At 73.7% G+C, this 22,907-nt stretch carries 21 protein-coding genes; 13 read left to right on the top strand and 8 right to left on the bottom strand.

Going from position 1 to position 22,907, the window contains the following annotated elements; genetic code table 11:
- The first annotated feature begins 4 nt into the window (after positions 1 to 4).
- Positions 5 to 412, top strand: coding sequence for a hypothetical protein (locus VF202_07965; GenBank protein HEX7040029.1), 408 nt, complete (start codon positions 5 to 7; stop codon positions 410 to 412).
- Between the two features lie 62 nt (positions 413 to 474).
- Here VF202_07965 and VF202_07960 read toward each other — a convergent pair whose 3' ends face one another.
- From VF202_07960 to VF202_07950, 3 genes are all read right to left on the bottom strand, one after another.
- The gene (locus tag VF202_07960) at positions 475 to 1,443 is read right to left on the bottom strand and encodes a thermonuclease family protein (GenBank protein HEX7040028.1); all 969 of its coding nucleotides are present in this window, start codon (positions 1,441 to 1,443) and stop codon (positions 475 to 477) included.
- A gap of 69 nt (positions 1,444 to 1,512) precedes the next feature.
- A complete protein-coding gene (locus VF202_07955) occupies positions 1,513 to 2,580 on the bottom strand; it encodes an SDR family NAD(P)-dependent oxidoreductase (protein ID HEX7040027.1) in 1,068 nt (355 codons plus the stop codon).
- 5 nt (positions 2,581 to 2,585) lie between these two features.
- Positions 2,586 to 4,094: an ABC-F family ATP-binding cassette domain-containing protein gene (locus VF202_07950; protein ID HEX7040026.1), complete on the bottom strand. Its 1,509-nt coding sequence runs from the start codon at positions 4,092 to 4,094 to the stop codon at positions 2,586 to 2,588.
- A gap of 316 nt (positions 4,095 to 4,410) precedes the next feature.
- On the opposite strand from VF202_07950, the gene VF202_07945 reads away from it, so the two are divergent.
- The 10 genes from VF202_07945 to VF202_07900 all read left to right on the top strand — a co-directional run bounded on the left by VF202_07945 (position 4,411) and on the right by VF202_07900 (position 14,278).
- Positions 4,411 to 5,154 carry a lysozyme inhibitor LprI family protein gene (locus tag VF202_07945; protein ID HEX7040025.1) on the top strand — a complete coding sequence of 248 codons (744 nt, stop codon included), beginning with the start codon at positions 4,411 to 4,413 and terminating at the stop codon, positions 5,152 to 5,154.
- A 66-nt stretch (positions 5,155 to 5,220) separates the two neighbouring features.
- Positions 5,221 to 6,294 carry a BtrH N-terminal domain-containing protein gene (locus VF202_07940; GenBank protein ID HEX7040024.1) on the top strand — a complete coding sequence of 358 codons (1,074 nt, stop codon included), beginning with the start codon at positions 5,221 to 5,223 and terminating at the stop codon, positions 6,292 to 6,294.
- A gap of 53 nt (positions 6,295 to 6,347) precedes the next feature.
- Entirely contained in the window at positions 6,348 to 7,220 is an 873-nt protein-coding gene (locus tag VF202_07935) for a YggS family pyridoxal phosphate-dependent enzyme (protein ID HEX7040023.1), read from the top strand.
- Positions 7,217 to 8,068 (top strand): pyridoxine/pyridoxal/pyridoxamine kinase, encoded by an 852-nt coding sequence (gene pdxK / locus VF202_07930; GenBank protein ID HEX7040022.1) that lies wholly within the window; start codon positions 7,217 to 7,219, stop codon positions 8,066 to 8,068. The genes VF202_07935 and pdxK overlap by 4 nt, the downstream gene beginning before the upstream one ends.
- A gap of 81 nt (positions 8,069 to 8,149) precedes the next feature.
- On the top strand, positions 8,150 to 9,052 hold the full coding sequence (locus tag VF202_07925; protein HEX7040021.1) for a VOC family protein: 903 nt from the start codon (positions 8,150 to 8,152) through the stop codon (positions 9,050 to 9,052).
- Positions 9,053 to 9,222: 170 nt separating this feature from the next.
- On the top strand, positions 9,223 to 11,391 hold the full coding sequence (locus VF202_07920) for a prolyl oligopeptidase family serine peptidase (GenBank protein ID HEX7040020.1): 2,169 nt from the start codon (positions 9,223 to 9,225) through the stop codon (positions 11,389 to 11,391).
- Positions 11,388 to 11,723 (top strand): DUF2568 domain-containing protein, encoded by a 336-nt coding sequence (locus VF202_07915; protein ID HEX7040019.1) that lies wholly within the window; start codon positions 11,388 to 11,390, stop codon positions 11,721 to 11,723. Before VF202_07920 ends, VF202_07915 begins: the two co-directional genes overlap by 4 nt.
- 179 nt (positions 11,724 to 11,902) lie before the next feature.
- Complete coding sequence (locus tag VF202_07910) at positions 11,903 to 12,772, top strand: alpha/beta hydrolase (GenBank protein HEX7040018.1); 870 nt, start codon at positions 11,903 to 11,905, stop codon at positions 12,770 to 12,772.
- Positions 12,765 to 13,382, top strand: a complete 618-nt coding sequence (locus VF202_07905; protein HEX7040017.1) for a WHG domain-containing protein — start codon at positions 12,765 to 12,767, stop codon at positions 13,380 to 13,382. Before VF202_07910 ends, VF202_07905 begins: the two co-directional genes overlap by 8 nt.
- 11 nt (positions 13,383 to 13,393) lie before the next feature.
- On the top strand, positions 13,394 to 14,278 hold the full coding sequence (locus VF202_07900; GenBank protein ID HEX7040016.1) for a DUF1684 domain-containing protein: 885 nt from the start codon (positions 13,394 to 13,396) through the stop codon (positions 14,276 to 14,278).
- Positions 14,279 to 14,982: 704 nt separating this feature from the next.
- On the opposite strand, the gene VF202_07895 is transcribed toward VF202_07900, so the two are convergent.
- The 5 genes from VF202_07895 to VF202_07875 all read right to left on the bottom strand — a co-directional run bounded on the left by VF202_07895 (position 14,983) and on the right by VF202_07875 (position 21,244).
- Entirely contained in the window at positions 14,983 to 16,389 is a 1,407-nt protein-coding gene (locus VF202_07895) for a selenium-binding family protein (GenBank protein HEX7040015.1), read from the bottom strand.
- A gap of 278 nt (positions 16,390 to 16,667) precedes the next feature.
- Entirely contained in the window at positions 16,668 to 17,384 is a 717-nt protein-coding gene (locus VF202_07890) for a LuxR C-terminal-related transcriptional regulator (protein ID HEX7040014.1), read from the bottom strand.
- Between the two features lie 110 nt (positions 17,385 to 17,494).
- Positions 17,495 to 19,636 (bottom strand): alpha/beta fold hydrolase, encoded by a 2,142-nt coding sequence (locus VF202_07885; protein HEX7040013.1) that lies wholly within the window; start codon positions 19,634 to 19,636, stop codon positions 17,495 to 17,497.
- On the bottom strand, positions 19,623 to 20,537 hold the full coding sequence (locus VF202_07880) for an alpha/beta hydrolase (GenBank protein HEX7040012.1): 915 nt from the start codon (positions 20,535 to 20,537) through the stop codon (positions 19,623 to 19,625). The genes VF202_07885 and VF202_07880 overlap by 14 nt, the downstream gene beginning before the upstream one ends.
- Complete coding sequence (locus VF202_07875; GenBank protein ID HEX7040011.1) at positions 20,534 to 21,244, bottom strand: TetR/AcrR family transcriptional regulator; 711 nt, start codon at positions 21,242 to 21,244, stop codon at positions 20,534 to 20,536. Before VF202_07875 ends, VF202_07880 begins: the two co-directional genes overlap by 4 nt.
- Positions 21,245 to 21,419: 175 nt before the next feature.
- On the opposite strand from VF202_07875, the gene VF202_07870 reads away from it, so the two are divergent.
- Both VF202_07870 and VF202_07865 read left to right on the top strand, forming a co-directional pair.
- A complete protein-coding gene (locus VF202_07870; GenBank protein HEX7040010.1) occupies positions 21,420 to 22,190 on the top strand; it encodes a hypothetical protein in 771 nt (256 codons plus the stop codon).
- A 68-nt stretch (positions 22,191 to 22,258) separates the two neighbouring features.
- A complete protein-coding gene (locus VF202_07865; protein ID HEX7040009.1) occupies positions 22,259 to 22,864 on the top strand; it encodes a hypothetical protein in 606 nt (201 codons plus the stop codon).
- Positions 22,865 to 22,907 lie beyond the last annotated feature (43 nt).

The following is a 22,907-nucleotide window of genomic DNA, read 5'->3' as shown; positions in this document are numbered from 1 at the left end:
CTGCATGGGAACGTTGCTGGCGGTGTTCCTGGTGATCTCGCTCAACCTGGCGCCGCCGGGCGCACAGACGGTGACCATCGACGACTACGTGGTCGAGGGCGTCGGGATCTTCCCCGACCCCACCCGGTTCCTCCTCGCCAGGACCGACGAGGCCGCATGGCTGCTCCACGACGCCCAGGGGGCGCCCTGGCTCGTGGTCGCGGTCGAGGGACCGTGGCTCACGCTGTCGGGGACCGACGGCACGGTCTTGGACCGGGTCGACGTCGGGGCCGCGTTGGGCCTCCCGGCCGAGGCGTGGTGGTCGGGAGAGGAGGTCGCTCCTCCCGGCGCCTCCCCGCTCGTGCTGGCGCACAGGCCCGACGGCGTCGACGTGAGCCTCGACGGGCTGCTCGCCGCTCGGCTTCGCTGGTAGGCCCGCTGGCTCGCCACCGCGGCCAGGCCCTCTCCGCGGTCGGACCGCCCGCTACCCCGTCCTCATGGCGCGCGACCCGGCACGGCGGGGTCCCGGCAGGCGACGCGGTCGTTCACGGCCAGCTCGGGCCCGTACGTCCACTGGTCCACGACGTCGCCGCCGCGCATCAGGAAGATCGTGTCGCCCGAGTTGTTCCACGCCCCCTGGCCAGGGTTGACCACGCGCAGCTCGCCGGCCGGCTGCAGGCCGCCGGGCAGCCGGAACGTCGACCTCGAGCCCTCGTCCCACAGGTAGTAGCCGGTCGTGTCCGTGGGCTCGGCGAGGACCACTGACACCCACTCGGCGCCCTCGTCGTTCGGGGTCGACGGGTTGACGAGCGCGCAGTGCAGGCGCACCGGGCCGGTACCCCCCTGTGCCGGGACCGCCGCGGTCGCCGCTCCCTGGGCCGGCCCCTCTCCCCCAGCATGGCCCCCTCCATGCCCAGGGCGCGCCGGGTCCTCGGCTCCTGCCGGGCGTTCCTGCGCCTGAGCCCAGAAGCCGGCGCCACGTGCCGCGGCCTCCGCCCGCGCTTCCGCGTACAAGGGGGCGTAGGCGGTGTTGGGAGGGATCGTCAGCGTGTCGGCCCAGCCGCCCGCGACCAGCGCGAGGTTCACCTGCGTCGCCCGCACGCCGCCCAGGTCCCAGCGGCCGGCGGGGTCCTCCACGTACAGGTAGGCGAGGAGGCGCGCGTAGCGGTCCTCCGGCTCCGTGCCGATCTCCGCCCACACCATCCGCCCGCCCAGCAGCGCGTTGAGGCGCTCCCGAGCCTCCAGGCCACGGGTGCCGTCCGACATCTCGGGCGCGTCGATGCCGATCAGCCTCACGGTGCGCGGACCCAGGTTCGAGCCGAGCACGACCGTGTCGCCGTCCACAACGTCCAGCACTCGCACCGGCCCGTGCAGCGACGACAGCGGGCGCAGGTCCTGGGCGACGGCCGCAGACGCCAGCAGCGAGACGGTCCCGACGGCGATCGCCGAGAGCAACCGGTTCACTGCCTAGATGTTCGCCCGTGGGGCGTCACCAGGGCCATACGGTGACGCGAGGGAGGGAACACGATTCCGTCAGCCCCGGGGTCCGAAAGCCACGCCGGTGAGCTCCTCGGACACGGCCCAGAGCCGCTCCTGAGCCCCCACGTCCAAGGTGGCCCGCGGCGGCCGGACGCTGACCGGGCGGCCGCGCACGAACCAGCGCGGCGCCCACATGTCGCCGTTCTCGGCGTCCGGGGAGAGGGCGGCGTAGACCTGCGGCAGGGCGCCCATCTGCGCGTCCTGGCCGATGGAGGGGGTGATGCGACCGAGGAACACGCGGTCGCGCCAGGGGAGGCCTTGGGCCTCCTCCAGGAGGCGGCGCTGAAGCTGCGTGAACACGATGCCGGGGTGGGCCGCGTGCGCCGTCGCGTGGCCCGGCGCGCCCGGGCCCGCTGCCTCCCGGCCCTGGGCGCGTGGGCCCGCCTCCGCGCGACCGGTGGCACCGGCGTCCGCGGCGACCCGACCGCCAGAGCTCGTCGCGCCCCGAGCCGCCACGCCCGCTCCCGCCGACGCGAACCGGCGCGCGAGCGCCTGGACGAAGGTCACGTTGGCCAGCTTCGCCTGGTTGTAGGCCGTCCAGCGGTCGTAGCGGCGCTCGCCCATCAGGTCGTCGAAGTCGAGACGCCCGAAGTAGGCGGCCGAGCTCGTCACGACCACGACCCGCGCCCCGGGCCGCGCGGCGAGACGCTCGTAGAGGCGCCCGACGAGCGCGAAGTGCCCCAGGTGGTTCACGCCGAGCTGCGACTCGAACCCGTCCTCCGTCAGCGACCGGTCGACCGCCATGATCCCGGCGTTGCACACGACGATGTCGATCTCGCGCCGGCCCAGCCGCCCGGCGCAGGCCTCGACCGAGGCCAGCGAGGCGAGGTCGAGCCGCTCGACCCTGACGTCGGCGTCCGGCACGTCGGAGAGGACGTCGGCCCTGGCCTCCTCGGCCTTGGCGTAGTCCCTGGCGGCGATGATCACGGACGCGCCCCTGTGGGCGAGGAACCTCGCGGTCTCGCGACCCAGCCCGGCGTTACCCCCCGTCACGAGGGCGGTACGGCCGGCGGCGCTGGGCAGCGCGGCGAGGAACGGCAGAACGTGCGGCGCGATGGGCATGCCCGTCAGGAGCCATGGTGCAACTCACCGCTGCCCACGTGCAGTGAACGGGTCGCCACTCGCTCGACGAGCCTCCTGTCGTGCGACGCCAGCAGCACGGTCCCCGCATACCGCTCGAGGAGGTCTTCGAGCGCCTCCACGGCGCGGAGGTCGAGGTGGTGCGTCGGCTCGTCGAGCACCAACAGGTGCGCGTCGCTGACGGCGATCCGCGCGAGCGTCAGCCGCCTCCTCTCGCCGCCCGAGAGCTCCGCGACCCGCCGCCCGGGCCCCGACGGCACTCCGACCTCCGCCGTGACGCGCCACACGTCGCCGTCCCTGAGCGCGGGGTTCACCTCGCGGAGCACGTCGCCGACGGTCAGGTCGGCGCCGGCGCCGGCCCACGGCTCCTCGACCTGCTCCGTGACGGACATCCGCAGGCCGACGCCGTGCCGCACCGTCCCGGCCTGGGGCCGACGCGCCCCGCGCAGCACCTCGAGGAGGGTCGTCTTGCCGACGCCGTTCGGGCCGAGGAGCGCCAGCTTGTCGCCGCGCATCAGGTAGAGGTCGAGGCCGTCGACGATGGTGCGTCCGCCGCGCCGCACGACGAGGCCCTCGGCGACGATCACCTCCGACGGCCCGGGCGAGCTCGGCGCGGCGACGAAGGACAGCCGCCTGTTGTCCTCCCACGGCTTCCCCTCCACCGCCTCCCGCTCCAACCGCGTGGCGAGTGCCTTCGCCCGCCGCGCCAGGCGCCTCGACACCGTCTCGGCCTTCGCCGTGGCGTACAGCAGGTTGCCGTCCTTGACGCGGTTCTTGTTGAAGCTGCCGGCCGAGCGCGCCGCGGAGCGGTGACGGTGGTACTCGCTCTCGAGCTGCCTCCTGCGCGCGGACTGCGCCTTGTGGCGACGTAGCCGCGCGGCGTCCTCGGCGGCGCGCCTGGCGCTCGCCTCGGAGTGGTTCCCGGCCTCCAGGCGCAGGGCACCGCGTTCGAGGAACGCCGTCTCGGTCGCGACGGCGTCGAGGAAGGCGCGGTCGTGCGAGACGAGCAGCACGGCGCCGGGCCACGCCAGCAGCACGCCCTCGAGCCACTCCATGCCGGCCACGTCGAGGTGATGGGTCGGCTCGTCCAGTAGCAGGACGTCCGGCTCGCGGGCGAGGATCGCCTCGAGGCGAGCCCTCTGACGCTCGCCTCCCGAGCCGGGCCTAGCGTCGACGGCGCGGACGCCGTCGGCCGCCCCGGACGCCTGCCGGCCATCGCCGCTCCGGCGCCGCCCGTCGCCGTGGGCCATCGCGCCCAGCGGTGCGGCCGACCGTTCGAGCTCCTGCGGCAGCCAGGCGACGGTTCCGCGCCGCTCCACGCGCCCGCGTGCGGGCTCTACCTCGCCCACCGCCAGGCGCATCAGGGTCGTCTTGCCGGCGCCGTTCTCGCCGACGAGAGCGACGCGGCTGCCAGGCGCCAGGTTCAGGTTCACGTCCTCGAAGAGGGGGCCGCCGGGCAGGTCGTAGCCGACGCCCACGAGGGTCAGCAGTGACATGTTCGCTCCAGGGTCGGGTCGGGTAGCGGTGCGGTACGGCGCGCGGCTGCGCCGCCGCCGCGTCCGACGAGGCACCGGCGGCTCCACGCCGCCGGCCGAGGCGCGCCGACGGCGCGCCGCTAGGCTTCGCTTCGCTGGTGCTTCAGAGTCCCTGGTCGCTCATGTCACCTGCCGCCACGCGCGAGGACGGAGCGGGGCCCCCGGTAACCGGGTCGGGCCAGCGGGCAAGCTAGCGCACCTCGCCGCCTCGGTCAACGGGGCGGGCGACCGCGGGACCGAGCACACTGCGGTCCGCGACCCCCGTTACCCTCATGGCATGCGCTCCCTTCATCGGCGGGCTGCCGTCGTGTTCGCGGCCCTCGCCGCCCTGGCCTGGGCCCAGGACGGTTCGGACCCGGCCCCTGCCCAGCCCGTAGAGGCACAGGAGGAGCTGGACGCCGCCATCGCCGAGTTCCAGGCGGCAGACGCCGCCCTGAACGAGGCCTACGCGCGCGCCGAGGAAGCGCTCTGGCCCGCGGCCTTCGACCGGCTGCGGCTCGACCAGAGGGACTGGCTGGCCGCGCGCGACCTCTCGGCGGAGGCCTACGCGCGGATCCAGAGCGGCCCCGACGTCGCCGACGTCCGTGCGACGAGCCACTTCCACGAGTACAGGACGATCCTGACCGAGGACCGCACCGAGCTCCTGGTGGCCCTCGCCGCCTACTACGAGGACCCCGGGGCCCAGGTCTGGGAGGGCCTGTGGGTGGACGGTGCCGGCGGGCGCCTGGCCGTGCAGGAGCTCGCGGACGGCAGGCTGAGGTTCCAGCTCTCCGTCGTGCGCTCGCCTGCGCTGCACACGGGCTGGCTCGAGGGCGTGGCGGAGCGCAACGGCGACCTCGCCCGGTACCAGACGGAGTTCGCGACCGCCGACGGCGAGGAGACGGTGTGGGCCTTCTTCGTGCGCGACGGGCCCTACCTGCTGGTGCGCACGGCCAACGCCTCGTTCTTCGCCGGCGCGCGGGCCTACTTCGACGGCGACTACGTCAGGCTCCGCGACCTAGAGCCGTTCGACCTCGACTGAGCCGAGGGGCGAGGGACCGCCGGCTAGCATGGCGCCACGGACGACACCGACGGCAAGGCTCACACCATGACCACCTCCCAACGGCCGGGGCGCCGCGAGCCGGGCCTCATCGCTGCATACCCGGACGCCGGACCCGCCGTTCACAGGGAGTCGGCCCTGGCGCAGAGGCTCTTGGCTACTGCCGGCGTCGAGGTGTCCGAGGCGATGGCCTGCGGCCTGGGCGGCGGCATCGGCTTCATGTACGCCGTGTTCGAGTACGAGGCGTTGCCGCACCCGCTGCTGACGTTCGTCACCCAGCACCATCCGCGACCGTGGGTCGAGGAGGTCGCCGAGAACCTCGGCCTAGACGTGAACGGTCGCACCTCATCGGCGGCCAGGGCGGCCCTCGCCAAGCTGGACGCCGCCCTGGCCGCCGGCACGCCCGCACTCCTCACCGTCGGCCGGGCCGGCCTGCCGTGGCACGAGAACGTAAGCCCGCTGGAGGCACAGGACCCCCACTCGGTCGTCGTGGCCGGCAGGGACGGCGACGAGTACCTCGTCGACGACTGCGACGAGTCGCTCCGCCGGGTCTCCCCAGCCGCCCTCGCCGAGGCCTGGGCCCTCCACCGCAAGGGCCGGTTCGCCGTGCGGACGCTGGCCGTGCCCGCCGGCGGCCCCGCGGACCTGACCGCGGCCGTGCAGTCCGCCGTGACCACCGCGGTCGCCCACATGACGGGGCCCGTGCTCGGCAACGCGTTCGACGTGAACTTCGGCCTCTCCGGCCTGGAGAAGTGGGCGAGCGAGGTGGCCGACGACCGCACCAGGAGGGGCTGGCGCGCCCGCTTCGGCGGGGGCGAGGCGTTCGCGCACGCCATGAGGAGGGTCGTCGACTGCTTCACGACGCAGTACGGCTCGCGCGGCGCGACGCGGCCGCTCTACGCGGAGTTCCTGCGGGAGGCCGACGACGCCACGCCGCTCGAACTGGGCGCCGCGGCCGACGCCGCCGACGAGAGCGGCAGGCTGTGGGAGGACGTGGTCGAGGTCGCGGCGTCGGCCGTCGAGCCGGAGCGGGCGTTCGCCGCGATCGGGGACCTGGCGCGGAGCCTGCTCGATGTCGAGCGGCGCCTCGTCGCCCTCCTCGGGGAGGCCGTGACCGACTAGCGTCGCGCCGCGCTGTGGGAAGGCGGTGGCCGCTAGGGCTAAGCTCGGGAACGGTGACAAGAGTGACACGGAACGCCACGGATGCTGCTCGCGAGGGAGGCGACGCGCCCCCCGAGGACCGCGGCGACGGCGCGTCCGCCGCGAAGACGCCCGGCACCGGCGGCGACGCGACCGGAACGCAGGGAGCCCGCGGGACCCTCGTCGCGAACCTCGCGGCGATAAGGACACGGATCGAAGCCGCCTGCCGCCGCGTCGGCCGCGACCCGGCCGAGGTCGAGCTGCTGCCGGTCAGCAAGACCCAGCCGGTCGAGCGCCTACGGCTCGCCTACGACGCCGGCGTGCGCAAGTTCGGCGAGAACAAGGTGCAGGAGGCCAGGGAGAAAGCCGAGGCCCTCTCCGACCTCGCCGACGTCAGGTGGGCCGTGATCGGGCACCTCCAGACGAACAAGGCCAAGTACGTGGCACGCTTCGCTCACGAGTTCCACGCGCTCGACAGCCTGAAGGTCGCGGAGGCCCTCGACCGCAGGCTCCAGGCCGAGGGACGTGGCCTCGACGTCTACGTGCAGGTGAACAGCTCGGGCGAGGCGAGCAAGTTCGGGCTGGCGCCGGAGGAGGTGCCGGGGTTCGTCAAGGAGCTGCCCAACTACACGGCCCTGCGCGTCCGCGGGCTCATGACGCTGGCGCTGTTCTCGGCCGAGGTCGAGCGGGTCCGCGCGTGCTTCGTGCTCACGCGCGAGCTCAGGGACCGCCTCAGGCAGGAGGCGCCCGCCGGTCTCTCGTTCGACGGGCTCTCGATGGGCATGTCGGGCGACTTCGAGGTGGCCATCGAGGAGGGCGCGACCGTCGTGCGCGTCGGCGAGGCGATCTTCGGTCCACGCGGCCTGCCGGACAGCCACTACTGGCCGGAGGCGGGCCAGGAGCGGTGACGGACGGTCCCGCGCGGCGTCGGGTGGACCGCGACGCCCTCACGCCGCTGCCCGTGGACGTCGTCAGCGTCCAGTCCCAGGTGGTCTACGGCTGCGTCGGCAACAGCGTCGCCGTGCCCACGCTCCAGGCGCTCGGCCTCAACGTCGCGGCGGTGCCGACGGTCCTGCTCAGCAACGTGCCGCACTACGACACGCTGCACGGCGGCCCGGTGCCCACCGAGTGGTTCGCGGGGTACCTGGACGACCTCGAGAGGCGCCGTGCCCTCGAGCGCGCCCGCGTCGTCCTCGTCGGCTACCTGGGGCCGCCCGAACAGACGGCGGTCCTGGTCGAGTGGCTCAAGCGGGTGCTCGTGCGATACCCGCACCTGCGGCTCGTGGTCGACCCGGTCATGGGCGACACGGACGTCGGCGTCTACGTGCACCGGGACATCCCCGCCCTGCTGCGCGACGCCCTCGTGCCCATGGCCCACGGGATCGCTCCGAACGCCTTCGAGTTCGAGCAGGTCGTCGGTCGCCCCGTCACCACCTACGAGGAGACGGTGGCAGCGGCGCGAGAGCTCCTGCGGGCGAACCTCGACTGGGTCGTCGTCACCAGCGCCGCGCCGGCCGAGACGCCGCCGGGTCGCCTGCGAGTGGCCGTCGTCACTCGAGAGGGGTCGGACCTGTTCGAGCACGAGCACGTCGAGACGGTGGCGAAGGGCACCGGCGACCTGTTCACCGCGGCGCTCGTCGGGGCGCTGCTGCGCGGCCACCCCGTGGAGGCGGCGGCGCGCGCCGCCGCCGAGCGCACCGTGGCGGTCCTCAGGCGCACCGCGGACCTCGGCTGCGGCGAGCTGGTCCTGAGCTGACGAGGCGCGCCGCGGACGGCGCTGAGTACGTCGCGCTCGGCCGGCGCGTGTCCCCCGAACTCGGAAGCCCGATGATGGCTCATGCTGAGGATCGGGTCCGTGGTCTGGGGCGTGCGCGACGTCGCGCGCGCCGTCGAGTTCTGGTCCGCCGCGCTCGACTACGCGCCGCGGGGAGGCGACTCACCCGACTGGGTCCTGCTGAGGCCCCGGCGCGGCACCGGCGTCCAGCTCGCGCTGCAGGAGGTGAAGGCCGAGGCGGCCGAGCGGAGGCGCCACCACCTCGACCTCTACGCCTACGACCAGGAGGCGGAGGTCGAGCGCCTACTCGGCCTCGGCGCGAGCCGCGTCCCCTGGCGGTACGAGCCCGACGACGACTACGTCGTCCTCAGCGATCCGGACGGCAACTACTTCTGCGTGATCGCGGCCGGTGAGGCCGCGCGCGACCCCGGGCTCAGGGTCGCGGAGGGCCGCGCCCCGCGCTTCGTGAGCGGCCTGGACGACCTCCCGGGCCCGACCGAATACGCCGACCGCGCGGTGCGCGCACTCGTGGCCCTGCACGAGCGCGAGCTGCGGGCCTTCCTGCCCACCTGGCGGCGCTTCGCCGCGTCAGGACTGCCACTGCCGGACACCGACGACACCGACTACCTCTCCAACGAGCACCTGCTGCTCCACGTCGTGCGCGCCGCCGGTCGCTACCTCACCTGGGTATGCAGGCAGCTCGGCCTCCCCGACCCCGGCGTGCCCGAGGCGCCCGGCGTCGAGGAGATCGCGGACCGGGCCGAGGTGTTCATGGAGCGGGTCCTGGGGCTCTGGCGCACGTCCCTCACCGCGGTGCCGGCCGACCGCCTGGAGGACAGGGCGCACACGTCGAACTGGGGCGCCCCGATGACCATCGCGTCGATGCTCGAGCACGCGGTCGCGCACCCGATGCGCCACACCTTCCAGCTCGAGGAGCTGATGCTGCGGGCGGAAGCGGGCCGGTGAACGCGGACCGGCGAGCGGCCTGACTCACGGTACAGCCGCCCGCGTCCGTCGGAAGGGGCCGCCGCTCGTCCCGGCCAGCCAGGACCCCCACGCGCCCTGTCCGGCTTCGGGGCCAGCCCCTCGCCGCTCATCGACCGCGGGCCGCGCCGGAGCGGGGTTACGCTCTGCGGATGAGCGAAGCGAAGGTAGCCGGACCGCCGGCAACGGAGAGACGGCCCGTCACCGACGTCCTGCACGGGCGCGAGATCGTCGACGACTATCGCTGGCTGGAGGGCGAAAACTCCGACCCCGACCGGATGGGGCTCGTCACGCCGGAGGTGGCGGCATGGACGGATGCCCAGAACGCCTACACCCGAGCCGTGCTCGACGCCCTCCCGAGACGCCGCGAGGTGGAAGATCGCCTCAGGCCGCTGCTGCAGATCGGCACGGTCTCCGCGCCCATCCAGCGCGGGGGGCGCTACTTCTACACCAGGAGGGAGGGAGACCAGAAGCAGGCGAGGGTCTACTTCCGCGAGGGCCTCAGGGGCGAGGAGCGCCTGCTCATCGACCCGGAGGCGATCGACCCGACGGGCCTCACGACGGTGTCGTGGCTCTCCCCCAGCCCCGACGGCCGCCAGCTCGCCTACGGCACGTTCTCGGCCGGCGACGAGAACACCAGGCTCGAGCTCCTCGACGTCGACTCCGGCGCGAAGCTGCCCCTCGAGATACACAACAAGGTCAGGCCGCCGCAGTGGCTGCCGGACGGCTCCGGCTTCGTCTACTGGAACCTCGCCGACCCGAACGACCACTACACGGGCCGCGTGATGTTCCACGCCCGGCCGGCCCAGCCGCAGGCCGCTGACGACAGCTCCGCCGACCGGGTGATCTTCCGCCAGCTCACCAAGGAGGAGGACGAGAGGCTCGCGACGACGTGGGGTCCGAACGGCTTCCTGTCGCGCGACGGACGTTGGTTGCTCCTCTCCTACTTCGTCGACACGCGCTCCAACGACCTGTGGCTCGCGGACTTCGAGGCGTTCCGGCGGACGGGCGTGCTCGAGCGCAGGGAGGTCAGCGTCGGCACGCCGGGGCAGGGGTTCGGCTCGGTGGTGCCGGGTCCTGACGGCGACGTGCTCGTGCTCCACACGTACAAGCACGCCCCGCGTGGCCGCGTCGTCATCGCCCCCGTCTCGGACCCCGGCGAGGCGAGCTGGCGCGACCTGGTGCCGGAGCCGGAGGAGGGGAGCATCGAGACCGCCGGACTGGCCGAGGGGCACGTCGTCGTCACGTACCTCGAGCGCGCGGTGAGCCGCGTCGTCGTCTACGACCTGACCGGGAGGCGGGTCGGCGAGGTGCCGCTGCCGGCCATGGGCACCGCCGTGGTGGCGACGAACCGGAGCTCTACCGAGGCGTTCCTGACGTTCACGAGCTTCGCCCACCCGCCGGCCGTCTACCGCTTCGACGTCCGCGACCCCGGGGGCACGTTCGAGCTGTGGGAGAGGCCCGAGGCGCCCGTCGACCCCGACGCCGTGGAGGTGAAGCAGGTCGAGTACGCCTCGAAGGACGGCACCGTGGTCACGATGTTCGTGGTCCACCGCAAGGGCCTCGAGCCCGCGGGCGACGCGCCGACGATCCTCTACGGCTACGGCGGCTTCGGCGTCAGCATGGCTCCGGCGTTCTCGCCCACGCTGGTCCAGTGGTTCGAGGCAGGCGGCGTCTACGCGCTCCCGAACCTGCGCGGCGGCGGCGAGTACGGCGACGCCTGGCACGAGGCCGGCACCCTGGGCCGCAAGCAGAGCGTCTTCGACGACTTCATCGCCGCCGCCGAGTGGCTGATCGCGCACGGATACACGCGGCCGGAGCGCCTCGCCATCGCCGGCGGCTCGAACGGCGGGCTGCTCACCGGGGCGGCGCTCACGCAGCGTCCCGACCTGTTCGCCGCGGCGCTCGTCGCCGTGCCGCTCCTCGACATGCTGCGCTACCAGCATTTCCTGATGGCGCGCTACTGGGTGCCGGAGTACGGGTCCGCGGAGGACCCGGAGCAGTTCGAGTGGCTCATCGCCTACTCGCCCTACCACCGCGTGCGGGACGGCGTGCGCTACCCCGCCGTGCTGCTCACGGCCGGCGAGAACGACACGCGCGTGCACGCCATGCACGCCCGCAAGATGGCCGCCCGGCTGCAGGCCGCCACGGCCAGCGACCCGGTGGAGGACCCGGTGCTGCTGTGGGTCGACCGCTCGGCGGGCCACGGCCAGGGCAAGCCGCTCGACCTGATACTGCGCGACGCCGTCGACCAGCGCATGTTCGTGATGTGGCAGCTGGGGATGCTCGACGCGCACCCGCGGCGGCCGTCCGGCCCGTGAGCGGTCTTCAGGCGCTGAACCTCGGGCTGCGGTTCCTGCTCGAGCTCGCCGCGCTCGCCGCGGTGGCCTACTGGGCCCTGCGCACCCAGACCGGGGCCCCGAGGGTCGTGCTGGCCGTCGCTGCGCCCGTCGCCCTGGCGGTCGTCTGGGGCCTGTTCGCCGCGCCCAAGGCGCCGCTCAAGGGAGGGCTGGGGTTCCAGCTCGCCGTAGAGGCTCTCGTCTTCGGCGCCGCCACGGCCGCCCTGTTCCTGGCCGGGCGACCGGTCTGGGGCGTCGCCTACGCCGCGCTCGTGGTGCTGAACCGCGTGCTGGTGATCGCGTGGCGGCAGTAGGCGCGCCGGCCGCTCGGACTGACGCCGAAGCCGCCCAACCTGCCTAGACGTCGCGACCTGGCGCTCGAACCGCTCGAGCCGCCCGGACCGCCCGTCTCGCCCAAGCTGCCTCGGCCCCCGAGCGGCCGTCCAGAAGCGGTCGGTTGACTTTACTAATCCACTTAGGTTATGACCTAAGCATGTTAACCACCGAGGCTCGCGCGCCCGCCACCGGCGTCGCGTTCACCGCCCCACAGACGCGCTTCCTGGAACTCGAGGAAGGGCGCATCGCCTACGACGTCGTGGGCGACGGCCCGCTCGTGGTCATGCTCCCCGGCCTCGGGGACCTCAGGCAGGAGTACCGGCTCCTCGCTCCGCTGGTCGCCCGCGCCGGCTACCGCGCGGCCACGGGCGACCTGCGCGGCCACGGCGAGTCGAGCGTCGGCTGGCCCGGCTACGACTCCGAGACGGTGGGCCGGGACCTGCTGGCGCTGATCGACCACCTCGGCGGCCCCGCCTTCGTGATCGGCAACTCGTTCTCCGCGGCCGCGGCGGTGTGGGCGGCTGCCGAGAGGCCCTCGGCGATCGCCGGCCTCGCGCTGCTGGGCCCGTTCGTGAGACCCCAGAGGACGAGCGCCGCCATGGCGTTGGCGCTCAGGCTGATGCTGAGCGGTCCGTGGCGGGTGCGGGCCTGGGCGGCGTACCACGCGACGCTCTTCAAGTCGGGCAAGCCCGCCGACTACGCCGCCTACAGCGCAGCGCTGCGCCGCAACCTCTCCGAGCCGGGGCGGTTCGAGGCCGTGAGGGCACTGACGTTCCGCTCCGACGAGGAGGTGGAGGCACGGCTCGCGCGCGTGGTCGCGCCGGCGGTCGTCGTCATGGGCGGTGCAGACCCCGACTTCCCCGAACCGGAGCGCGAGGCCCGCGAGGTCGCCGAGGCGCTGAAGGGCCGGTACGTGATGCTCCCGGGCGTCGGGCACTACCCGCAGGCCGAGGCGCCGCAGGCGACGCTCGACGCGCTGCTGCCGACCCTCCGCGAGGCCTTCGCCGGCGAGGGCCAACGTGGCTAGGCCGGCCGGGGGACGCGCCCTCACGCGCGACGCCGTGGTCGATGCCGCCGCCGCGCTCGTCGACGAGCGTGGGCCCGACGGACTGACGCTGTCCGAACTGGCCAAGCGGCTCGGGGTCAGGTCGCCGTCGCTCTACAACCACGTCGACGGGGTAGAGGGCCTGCAGCGCGAGCTCCGCCTGCGGGCGCTCGCCGACCTGCGGGAGGCGCTCGCCCGGGCCGCTCTGGGTCGGTCGGGCCGCGACGCCCTCGCCGCGACGTGCCGGGCCTACCGCTCCTTCGTGGTCGAGCACCCCGGCCTCTTCGCCCTCACGACCCGCTCGACCGAGGGGCCTGACGCCGAGGTGCGTGCGGCCGGGGCGGACACCGTGCGGATCGTCCTGGCCGTGCTGCGCGGGTACGGCCTCGACGGCGACGACGCCGTCCACGCCACGCGGATGCTGCGCTCGACTCTCCACGGCTTCGCCGCGCTGGAGAGCTCCGGCGGGTTCGGCCTCGCGCTGTCCGTCGACGACAGCTTCGAGTTGACCGTGGAGCTCCTCCACCAGGCCCTCCTCGCCCTCGCCGGAACGAGGAACTCGCGACATCCCGCGACCCCGACCCCTGCCTAGAATCGGTGGGCATGAGCCTACCGACCACGAACCGCGCACGAGCCGCGGCGCAGACTGAGGGGCACGAGGACCACGGCGCGCGGGTCGCCGCGTTCCGCGAGCGGTACGTCGGCAAGCTCGCCGCCCCGCACGGCTGGTGGGCCATCGCCTCGCTGGACTGGCTCGAGCCAGGGGAGAGCCTGCTCGGCTGCGGCGCCGACGCCCGCCTGGCGCTGCCGGCCGGAGCACCCGAGCGCGTCGCGCGGCTCACGCTAGTGGACGAGCGGGTCGTCGTGGCGCCGCTCACCGGCGGCCTCGAGCTCGACGGCGAGCCGCTCACCGAGCCCAAGACGACCGACGGCGTGGGCGCCCTCACCGTGCCCGCCGGCGAGGTGCGGCTGCTCGTGAGGCTGATCAGGCGCGGCGAGCTGTTCGGCGTGCGGGTCTACGACCCCAGGCTGTCGGCGGCGCGTGACCCCGCCGCGAGCGTCGCCTGGTTCGACACCGACCCGGCCTGGGTGATCGAGGCCGAGTTCCTGCCCCCGCTGCCGGACGAGACCATCCCCATCGTCAACGCGCTGGGTCAGGTCTCGGACGCCGCGGTCGCCGGCCGCGCCGTGTTCGAGCGCGGCGGCCAGCGCCACACGCTCGTCGCCACCCCGGCGGGCACGCCCGGCAGGCTCTTCTTCAACTTCCGCGACGCCACGAACGTGCGGGAGACCTACGGCGGAGGCAGGTTCCTCAACGTCGACGGGCCGGTCGACGGACGCATCGTGCTCGACTTCAACCTCTGCCACCACCCGCCGTGCGCTCACACGCCCTACGCGACGTGCCCCGTGCCGCCGGAGGAGAACCGGTTGCCCTTCGAGGTCCGGGCCGGCGAGCGCTACCCCGAGGGAGCCAGCGTCCGCGACTGAGCCGCTCGGCCCGGCTCGCGTCGGGCGCGACGCCAAGCGGAGGGCCGTCACGAGCGCGCCGGCGAGCGCCATCGCCCCGACGTCGCCGGGCGCGGCCGCCTGCACGGCGAGCATCACCGGCCAGCACGTGGCCACGCAGGCGAGCCCGTGCAGCCAGCCCGCGGCAGCGGCCGGCGGCGGTGGCCGCCCCGCCTCCAGGCTGGCCGAGGAGAGCGCGCCCGTCGCGATCGGATGGAGCCGCCTCGACCGGTCCGCGGGAGGGAACCCGCCCGCCACCACGGCCAGCCAGACCGCGGCGATCGCCACGGTCGCCGCCGGCAAGGCACGGGCGGACCAGCCGTCCTCCGCCAGAAGGGCATGCAGCGCGAGGTCCAGTCCGGCGAACGCGAAGCCCGCCAGCGACCAGGCGCCGAGGTAGCCCGCGAGCCAGCCGGCGGGTCGCGCCGGCGCGGCCAGCACCAGCGACGCGGGCAGCATCATGGCCGCTACCATCAGCGTCCAGCCGGCGGCGTAGCCGAGCGCTGCCGCCGGCAGCGGCACGGCGCCGAGGGAGAGGGCGTCGTGGTCGAGGGCCCACGCCAGCGGCGAGCCCTCGACCAGGAGCAGGAGCGTCCAGGCGGCGGCAGCGGCCGCCAGTGGCGCCAATGACCGCCGCGACCGGATCCCCGCACGCCGGCGCAGCGGCAGCGCGGCGTAGGGCCCGGTCACACCCAGATGTCCGAGGTCGCGTCGCCGCCCGGGTAGCGCATCTCGTGCGCCCGCGCGGGGCCCCCCGGCTCGGCCCCGAAGTCGACGAAGAAGTCCTGGGCGAGCGCCAGCCCGCCCCTCTCGGCGTCGACGTCGAGCCTGACCATGTGCGAGCCCTGCCTGCCGATCTCCGGGTAGAACTGCTCGTCCCAGGAGGAGAGCAGCGAGTTCGTGACGTAGAGCCGCTGGCCGTCGAGCGAGAGCTGGAGCATCTGCGGACCGCCGCGCAGGCGCGTGCCGCGCACCTCCGGGCTCCGGCCGAGCACGCCTCCGAGCCAAGTCTGGCCGACGAGGCGCGGCCTGGCGGGGTCGGTCACGTCGTACTGGCGCACGTCACCGTGCAGCCAGTTCGAGAGGTAGAGGAAGCGGTCGTCGAGCGACAGCAGCAGGTCGACGGTGAGGGGCGGCACCGGGAACGGCCAGCCCTCGACCTCGACCGGCTCCATCTGCACGACCTTGCTCACCTCCCAGCGGCCGTTCGGCTTGTGCCAGTGCCAGAGGGTGCTCGACAGCGCGGCGCACACGTAGCCGTGGGTGCTGTCGGGGGCGTGCAGGAAGCGCACCTCGAGCGGCACCAGGCCCTCGCCGCCCAGGTCGAACGTCTGCTTCACCTTGCGCTGGTGCCAGTCCCAGAACGTCACGCGCTGTCCGTAGAGGCCGGCCGCGACGTCGTCGAGCTGGAACCCGTCCGCGTACGTGACCGGAGCGGCGAGCTCGCTCGAGACCATGACGCCGTGCCGCGGCTGGTACCAGAAGTCGTAGTTGAAGCTCATGCCGGTGGCGTCGCGCTCCCAGCGACCCACGACCTCGAACTCCTGGTCGAGGAGCAGGAACCCGCCCGGGGCGCGGCCTTCGGCGTCGCCGAGCATCGAGACCATCACGTGTCCGTCGGCGAGGCAGTGGACGCTGTGCGGTGCGCTGAGGCCGAAGCGCTTCACCTCTTCCGGCTCGATGACCTTGTGGAGCCGTGGCGCGCGCTCGTCCCTCGCGTCGACGACGTAGATGCGGCTCGAGCGGAAGCCGGGCATGATCAGGAAGCGCCGCTCCTTGCCCTCTTCGCCGTGGCAGGAGCTGCAGGCGTTCCAGCCGAAGTGGTGGAGCTCGTCGCCGGCGTAGGGCATCTCGAGCCTGTGGATCACCTGCGAGTAGGTGGGAGAGGCCGGGTCGACGTCAACGGTCGCCAGGTAGTCGGGGCTCCCGGAGGCCGTGCCGACGCGGACCGCGACCGTGTACATCACCCGCTCGCGCGGGCCGGCCATCGCTTCCCGGGGAGAGGCGTAGCCGGGGCCGCAGGCGTGCCCGAGGTGGTCGTCGGCCGCATGGTGCCCGCGGTGGGCGTCGTGCGCGCGGTGGTCGTGGTCCATGGGTCACCCCTTCCAGGGGGCGACACGTGTCGGCTTGCGGGCCGGTTGGTCCGGGCGCCGCGGCTAGCTGCCCGGATGCTAGGCGCCCGCGGCGGCCCCGGTCTTGAGTCCTGCCTACCAGGCCGGCCTGGTACGCGGGTACCAGCCGGAGCGGCGCGCGCACCAACGCCGCGGCCGACGCGTTTCCGCGCGCCGGCTGCGGGCCGCCGACCCGGCGCCGACCGGCAGGGCGCGACACGAGCGGGGCCGCCCCGGGCGACCCGGTACGGTCCGTCGGCTCAGCGCGTCGGTCGCGCGGGGCGGTCCGCGTAGCGCGGCGTCCCGGTGCCGAGCCCGGCCTCGCGGGCGAGCACCACCGCCTGCGGCCGGTACGCCACGTTCAGCTTGCTGAAGACGCTGTTGAGGTGGTTCCTAACGGTGCGGGGGCTGAGGCCCAGCAGGCCCGCGATCGTGGCGTTGTCGTGGCCGCGGGCGACGAGGTCGAGGACGTCGAGCTCGCGGAGCGTGAGCTCGGACAGGTCGGGGCCGAGAGGGGCCCCGGCGGGCGAAGCCTCGTCGGCGGAGGGCCGACGGCCCGCCGGCAGCGCGCCAGCGGCGACCGCAGCCGGCCCGCCGGTCCCGGGGGAGCCGTCGCGGACGAGGGCGGCGATGCCGGCCAGGAGGGCGCCGAGGCGCTCGTCGTCGGTGACGAGCAGGCACAACCGCAGCGACCGGCCGTCCTGGCCGGTCGCGGACGGGCCGAGCAGCCACGCCAGGACATCGGCCGCGTCGGTCGCCTCGTGCTGAGCGCGGGACCGCGGCGCGAAGCGCCTGCCGACGGCCCTGTGCCCGGCGCCGGACCGCGGGCCCGCCGAAGACGGCCCGGCGACGGACCGCGGGCCCGCCGAAGACGGCCCGGCGACGGGCCGCCGTGGCGCCGAGGCCGGCGCGGCGTCGGGGCGCAGGGCCACCGAGGTCGACGCGGCGTCGGTACGCGACCTGGTCCTCGCTCTCACGCCCCAGACCTCGCTCTCACGCCCTAGACCTCGCTCTCACGCCCCAGACCTCGCTCGCGAGCCCTCGGCCTCGCTCTCCCGCCTCAGCCCTCCGCCGTTACGCCCGACCCTCACAGCAGCGCGGCGATCCTCTCGGCGGCCCGCCGCGCGCCGCCGCCCTCGACCGGCGCGTACTGAGGAGGAGCGTCCAGCAGCCGCGCGAGCCGGTCGGCGAGCAGCTCGGGCTCGGCCTCGGCGAAGCTCACGCGCGCCCAGGCCGGCACCCCGTAGCGCTCGAGGCGATGCGCCACGTGCCGGTTCTGCTCGAAGTGGAGGCCCAGCGGGAAGTAGAGGAACGGCACCCGGGCCGCGACGAGCTCCATCGTCGTCGACAGGCCGCCCTGCACGAACGCCGCGTCCGCGGCCGCCAGCATGCGGTAGAGGTCGTGGACGTAGCCCCGGTACTCGACGCCCTCCATAGCAGGCATGGACGCCGGGTCGATGCGCGGGCCGCACACGACGACGAGCCTGAGCCCCTGCACGCGCTCCCGCATGGCGGGGAACGCCGAGGCGATGCGCCTGAGCAGCGAAGCGCCCACGCTGGTGCCACCCACCGCCGCCACGGCCACGCGCTCGCCCATCCCGAAGCCGAACTCGGCCCGCAGGTCTCGGCGGTCGCCGAGGTCGGCCGGGTCGAAGTAGCGCACGTACCCGCCCAGCGTGAAGTGCTCCGGCAGCCAGTCGCGGATCAGGGGGAGGCCCGGGCCGAACGCGTCCGGCACGATGTCGGCCTCCTCGCCGATGTAGATGGCCACGTCGCGCACGCGCCGGAACCGCTCGACCTGCTCGATCATCTCGGCGTTGTAGTCGGCGGTGACGTAAGCCTCGCGTCCGCCGTCGTCCTCGACCATCGGCAGGTAGCCCACGAAGTCCGTCAGCCACGCGAAGGGCGCGGTCTTCAGCTCGGGGTTCTCGTGCAGGTAGTAGTCGACCTCCCACGCCTCGTCGCACACCCAGAGGTCGTAAGGCTCGGCCGACGCGACCTCGTGGAAGACGTGGAAGTTCGCCAGCAGGATCTCGTCCATCTGGCGGATCGCCTGGAAGACGTTCAGCTCGTGGTGGGCGCCCATCAGTGACTCGATGTGGGGCGACTCGCCGGCCAGCAGGCGGCTCGCCGGGTGGATCCTCTCGCCGTTCGCCTCCAGCACGCGCGTGACCGGGTGCTGTGCCAGCCAGTCGACCTCGAGGTCGGGCACGAGGCGCCGCAGCTCCTTGGCGATCGCGACGTCGCGCTGCGAGTGGCCCAGGCCGATGGGGCTGCTGATGAACAGGGCGCGCTTCTTGGTGCGGGCCAGGGCCCTTCGCCACGACGTGCGGCCGCCCGGGCGGGCCCCCGTTCCCCTCTCGATGAACTCCTGGAACATGAGGTTGCTCCTCACCGGGTCGCGCACCACGGGCACGTGGCCGCTCCCCTCGAACACGACCAGCTCCGAGCCGGGGATGGCCTCGTGCACGCGCACCGCCGTGGCCAGCTCGATGGCCGGGTCCAGCTCGCCGTGGACCACCAGCACCGGGCAGGGGATGCGCGCGAAGTAGTCGTTGGGGTCGCTCGACGTCAGCTCCAGGCAGGAGGCGAGCATGTGGCGGCCCTCGGCCTCCCGCGCCCAGGCCGTCAGGTCCTCGACCGCCTTGGTCGAGTGCGGCTCGACGAGGTCCTCGTTGGCCTGCCAGGCGGCCACCTCGGGCCACCTGTCGCGGATGTCGGCGCCGCGCCAGTCGACGGGCGCGCCCGGCTCGACGGGGGCCATGAAGCGCTCGAGGACCGCCTCCACCTCGTCCGGCGCGAAGACGCGCGTGTTCTGGAAGGTCGGGAACGACCCGACCGTGATCAGGTGCGAGACCAGGTCGGGCCGGTGCGCCGCCAGGGGACCGAGCCAACGCAGTGCCCAGGTCATGCCCACGAACGCCGCGCGCCGGACGCCGACCTCGTCGAGCACGGCCAGCAGGTCCTCCTCGAAGCGCTGCGGCGTGTAGCCGGTGTCCGGCCGGTCCGACCCGCCGCTGCCGCGGGCGTCGTACGTCACGACGCGGTAGCCGCGGTGGGCGAAGAACGGCACCTGCATCTTCCAGAGTCGTCCGTGCGCGAACAGCCCCGCGGGCGCGAAGACCACGGTCCTCTCGGCGTCCTCGGGCCCGAAGACCTCGTAGCGCACGCGCACGCCGTCGCACGGGTTGACCGCGAAGCCGGAGGAGCGCGGTTCAAGCGCCCGCATGGGCAGCCGCCTCCCCTCGGTTGCGAGCGACCGGCGGGGCGGCCGTCCGCTCGAGGAAGTCCCTCAGGAGGAGGTTGAAGCGGACCGGGTCGCGCACCTGCGGGGCGTGGCCGCTGCCCTCGAACACGACGAGCTCGGCCTGAGGGAGGTCAGCGGCGAGCTCGAGGGTGTTCGCGAGCGGGATGATGCGGTCGTCGTCGCCGTGCACGAAGAGGACGGGCACGGCGACGAGCTCCCAGAGCTCACGCAGCTCCGGCATGCCGCCCTCTACGACGGTGCGGACGAGGACCTCCGGGGTGGTGCCACGGGACCAAGCCAGCGTGTCGTCCTGAGGCTTCGTGGAGTGGGGCTCGAGGTGGACCTGCGCCGCGAACCAGCGGACGAAGTCCTCGATGTCCTCGCGCCAGTGCACCGCGTTGTACTTGTTCCAGCCCTCGCGGTCGGGTGGCTCGGCGAGGAACGGCTCGATCTGGCGCTTGCCCGCGGCGCGCGGGGCCATGGACGGGGCGATGTACACGACCGTCGCCACCCGCTCGGGGTGCAGGCCCGCGAGGTAGGTGGCGGTGCGGGCGCCGGCGGAGAAGCCGACGACGTCGGCCCGCTCGACGCCGCAAGCGTCGATGACCGCCAGGGCATCGTTCGTGTAGTCGCGCGGCCCGTACCCGGTCGCAGGCAGGTCGGAGAGGCCGTTGCCGCGTCCGTCGAAGGTCACGACCCGGTAGCCGCTGCGCGCGAGGAAGGGGACCTGCATCTTCCAGATGCGGCTGTGGACCAGCGACCAGGTGGGGAGGAGCAGCACCGTGCGCTCCGCGCGCTCCGGACCGAAGACCTCGTAGTGGGAGCGCACGCCGTCCACGGGGTTCGTCGCGTACCCGCTCAGCCTGGGTGCGAGGGCCCTCACCGACGCCTCCCGCGCCCGACGCCCGCGTCCTCGTCCTCGTCAGGCTCGGCGCGGGCGCCCTCTCCGGCGCCGGGACGCGTCCCCTCGCCCAGCCTCGCGGCGGCCTCCCGCTCCTCCAGCCAGGCGCCGATGCGCTCCAGTAGGTCGAAGTAGGGCAGGTCGCCTTCCGGCACCCCGATGAGGTGGTGCTGCTCCATCCCGTACCAGAAGGCGCCGAGGGCGATGACGACATCGCGGGGCGGGACCTCCACGCCCAGCGGCGGCAGGTACCGCTCCGCCGCCTCGGCGAGGAGCTCGAACCACGAGGTCGCGCGTCGCCGCGCCGGCTCGGCCAGCCGGTCGTCGCTGTAGCCCTGCGCCTGGAGCTCGTGGTGCACGCGCACGAAGCCGTCGGCGAGGTCCTTCCTGTAGTACTCGACCGCCTGGCGCCACTTGGCAGAGAGCGGGCGGCCGTCGTCGGCGTAGAGCGCGAGCTGCCGCTCCCGCCGCTCCCGCTCGAGCTTCTCGTAGAGCGCGAGCAGCAGGCCCTTCTTGCCGCCGAAGTAGTAGTTGACGAGCGCCAGGTTCGTGCCGGCCTCCTGCGCGACGCTGCGGGCGGTGAGGGCCCCGTAGCCGTCCCGCGCGAGGATCGCGAACGCGGCATCGAGGATCGCCTCGCGCGTCGAGCGCTTCGACTGCTCGCTGGCCGTGCGGACCGGTTCCGCCATCAGGGCTCCTCCGGCGGCGCCCGATCGCCGCCTTCAAACGGGCGTATGAAACGTGCGTATAAGGTAGGCGCCGAGCGCGCGCTTGTCAAGCGGGGGCAGGCACCGCGAGTCGCGAACTTCACCGAGCCAAGGGGACGACCGTACGAGCCTGGGTCAGCCCAAGATCGGAGGAGAGATGCTCTCACCGACCCGGAGACCGCTGCGGCTCGCCGTCCTGGCGCCGCTCCTCGCCGCCTGCGCCGCGCCGACCACGCCGCCCGGCCCGACGCACGACATCACGGTCACTTACTACGCGCCGCCCATCGCGGACGCGCCCGCCGCCTTCGGGGCCGCGGTCACGCTGATCGACCCCAACGCCGTCCTCATCGCGTCCGAGGACGCGTCGCCGAGCGCAGCCCTGATCGAGGGCCGCCCCGGCCTGTTGATCGGGCCCGTCGCCCTCATCGGCGAGGACGGGACGCTGGAGCTCGACCTGCCGCAGGCCGACGAAGAGCTGGAGGCCGTGCTCGTGCCCGCGGCAGAGCTGCTCGAGTTCGTCGTCGCCGACGAGCTCGCCTGCCCGGTGACGGCGTCGGACGAGAGCGTGAAGGTCACGCCGCTGGGGTTCGACGCGATCACCGTCCCCGGCATCTCCCCCCTCACCGGTCACGGCGCCACCTACGGCCTGATCACGACAGAGGAGGTGGAGGACCTCGACGACTCGGCGGCACTCGATCGCCTGTCGTTCTACGGCCTCGTCTACGCCGACGGTCCCGTCGAGGTGACCGCGACCGACGACGGCTGCGTCACCGAGGAGAGCCTTCACGCCGAGCTGAACCTCGAGGCGGGCTGGAACTGGGTGGAGTGGAGACCCGTGTTCGACGAGACCGACACCTTCAGCCACAGGTCCTTGGAGGTCGTCGACGAGCCGCAGGAGCTGAAGCTGACCTACGTGCCCGCCATCTGACGGCTGCCCGCCCGGGCACCGCCCGCGCCCCGCCGGTCACCGGCGCTCCCCCCGCCCTGGCCGCATCGATGCTCGTCTACGCCCCGCCGCTGGTCGTGCCGCTCGCGGCCCAGCCTCATCCGGTAGGGCCGGAGGCCCTCGTCGAGGTGGAGGAGAACGTGTTCGTGGGCCCGCCCGTCGCCATCGACGAGGACGGCGGCCTCCACATCGACTTCGTCGAGGCAGACGAGGTCCTCGAGAGCATCCTCGTCCCCGCGGACCAGCTGCTGCTCGGCACCGACCCGACGCAGTGCCCCGTGGACGTCTCCGACGAGACGGTCGAGGTCACGCCGGTGACCTTCGACTTCATCACGTCCCCCGGCATCGCCGTGCTCACCGCCGACGGCATCTTCCCGGGGCTACTCACCGACCAGGCGCTCCCCGACTTCGACGTGACGACGTTCGCGGAGCACACCGTCTACTGGTTCCTCTACGCCTCCGCGCCGGTCGAGATCAGCGCCACGGACGGGGGCTGCGTCGACGAGGGCGCGACCATCGAAGCCAGCTTCGACGCCGGCTGGAACTGGGTGGCCTGGACCGTGGTCCTCGACGAGACGGACGACGTCTCGCACGTACACGCGACCGACGTCGAGGCCCCCGACCTGGTGAGCCTCACGATGATCCTGCCGAACTGAGGCGCCGGGCGGGCGATCGGACGGCGCCGCTCGACGTGCCTAG

Source organism: Trueperaceae bacterium (assembly GCA_036381035.1).
Taxonomy (GTDB): Bacteria; Deinococcota; Deinococci; order Deinococcales; family Trueperaceae; genus DASRWD01.
The sequence above is the reverse complement of the archived record's forward strand: the minus strand, read 5'-3'. Positions and strand labels throughout refer to the sequence as shown.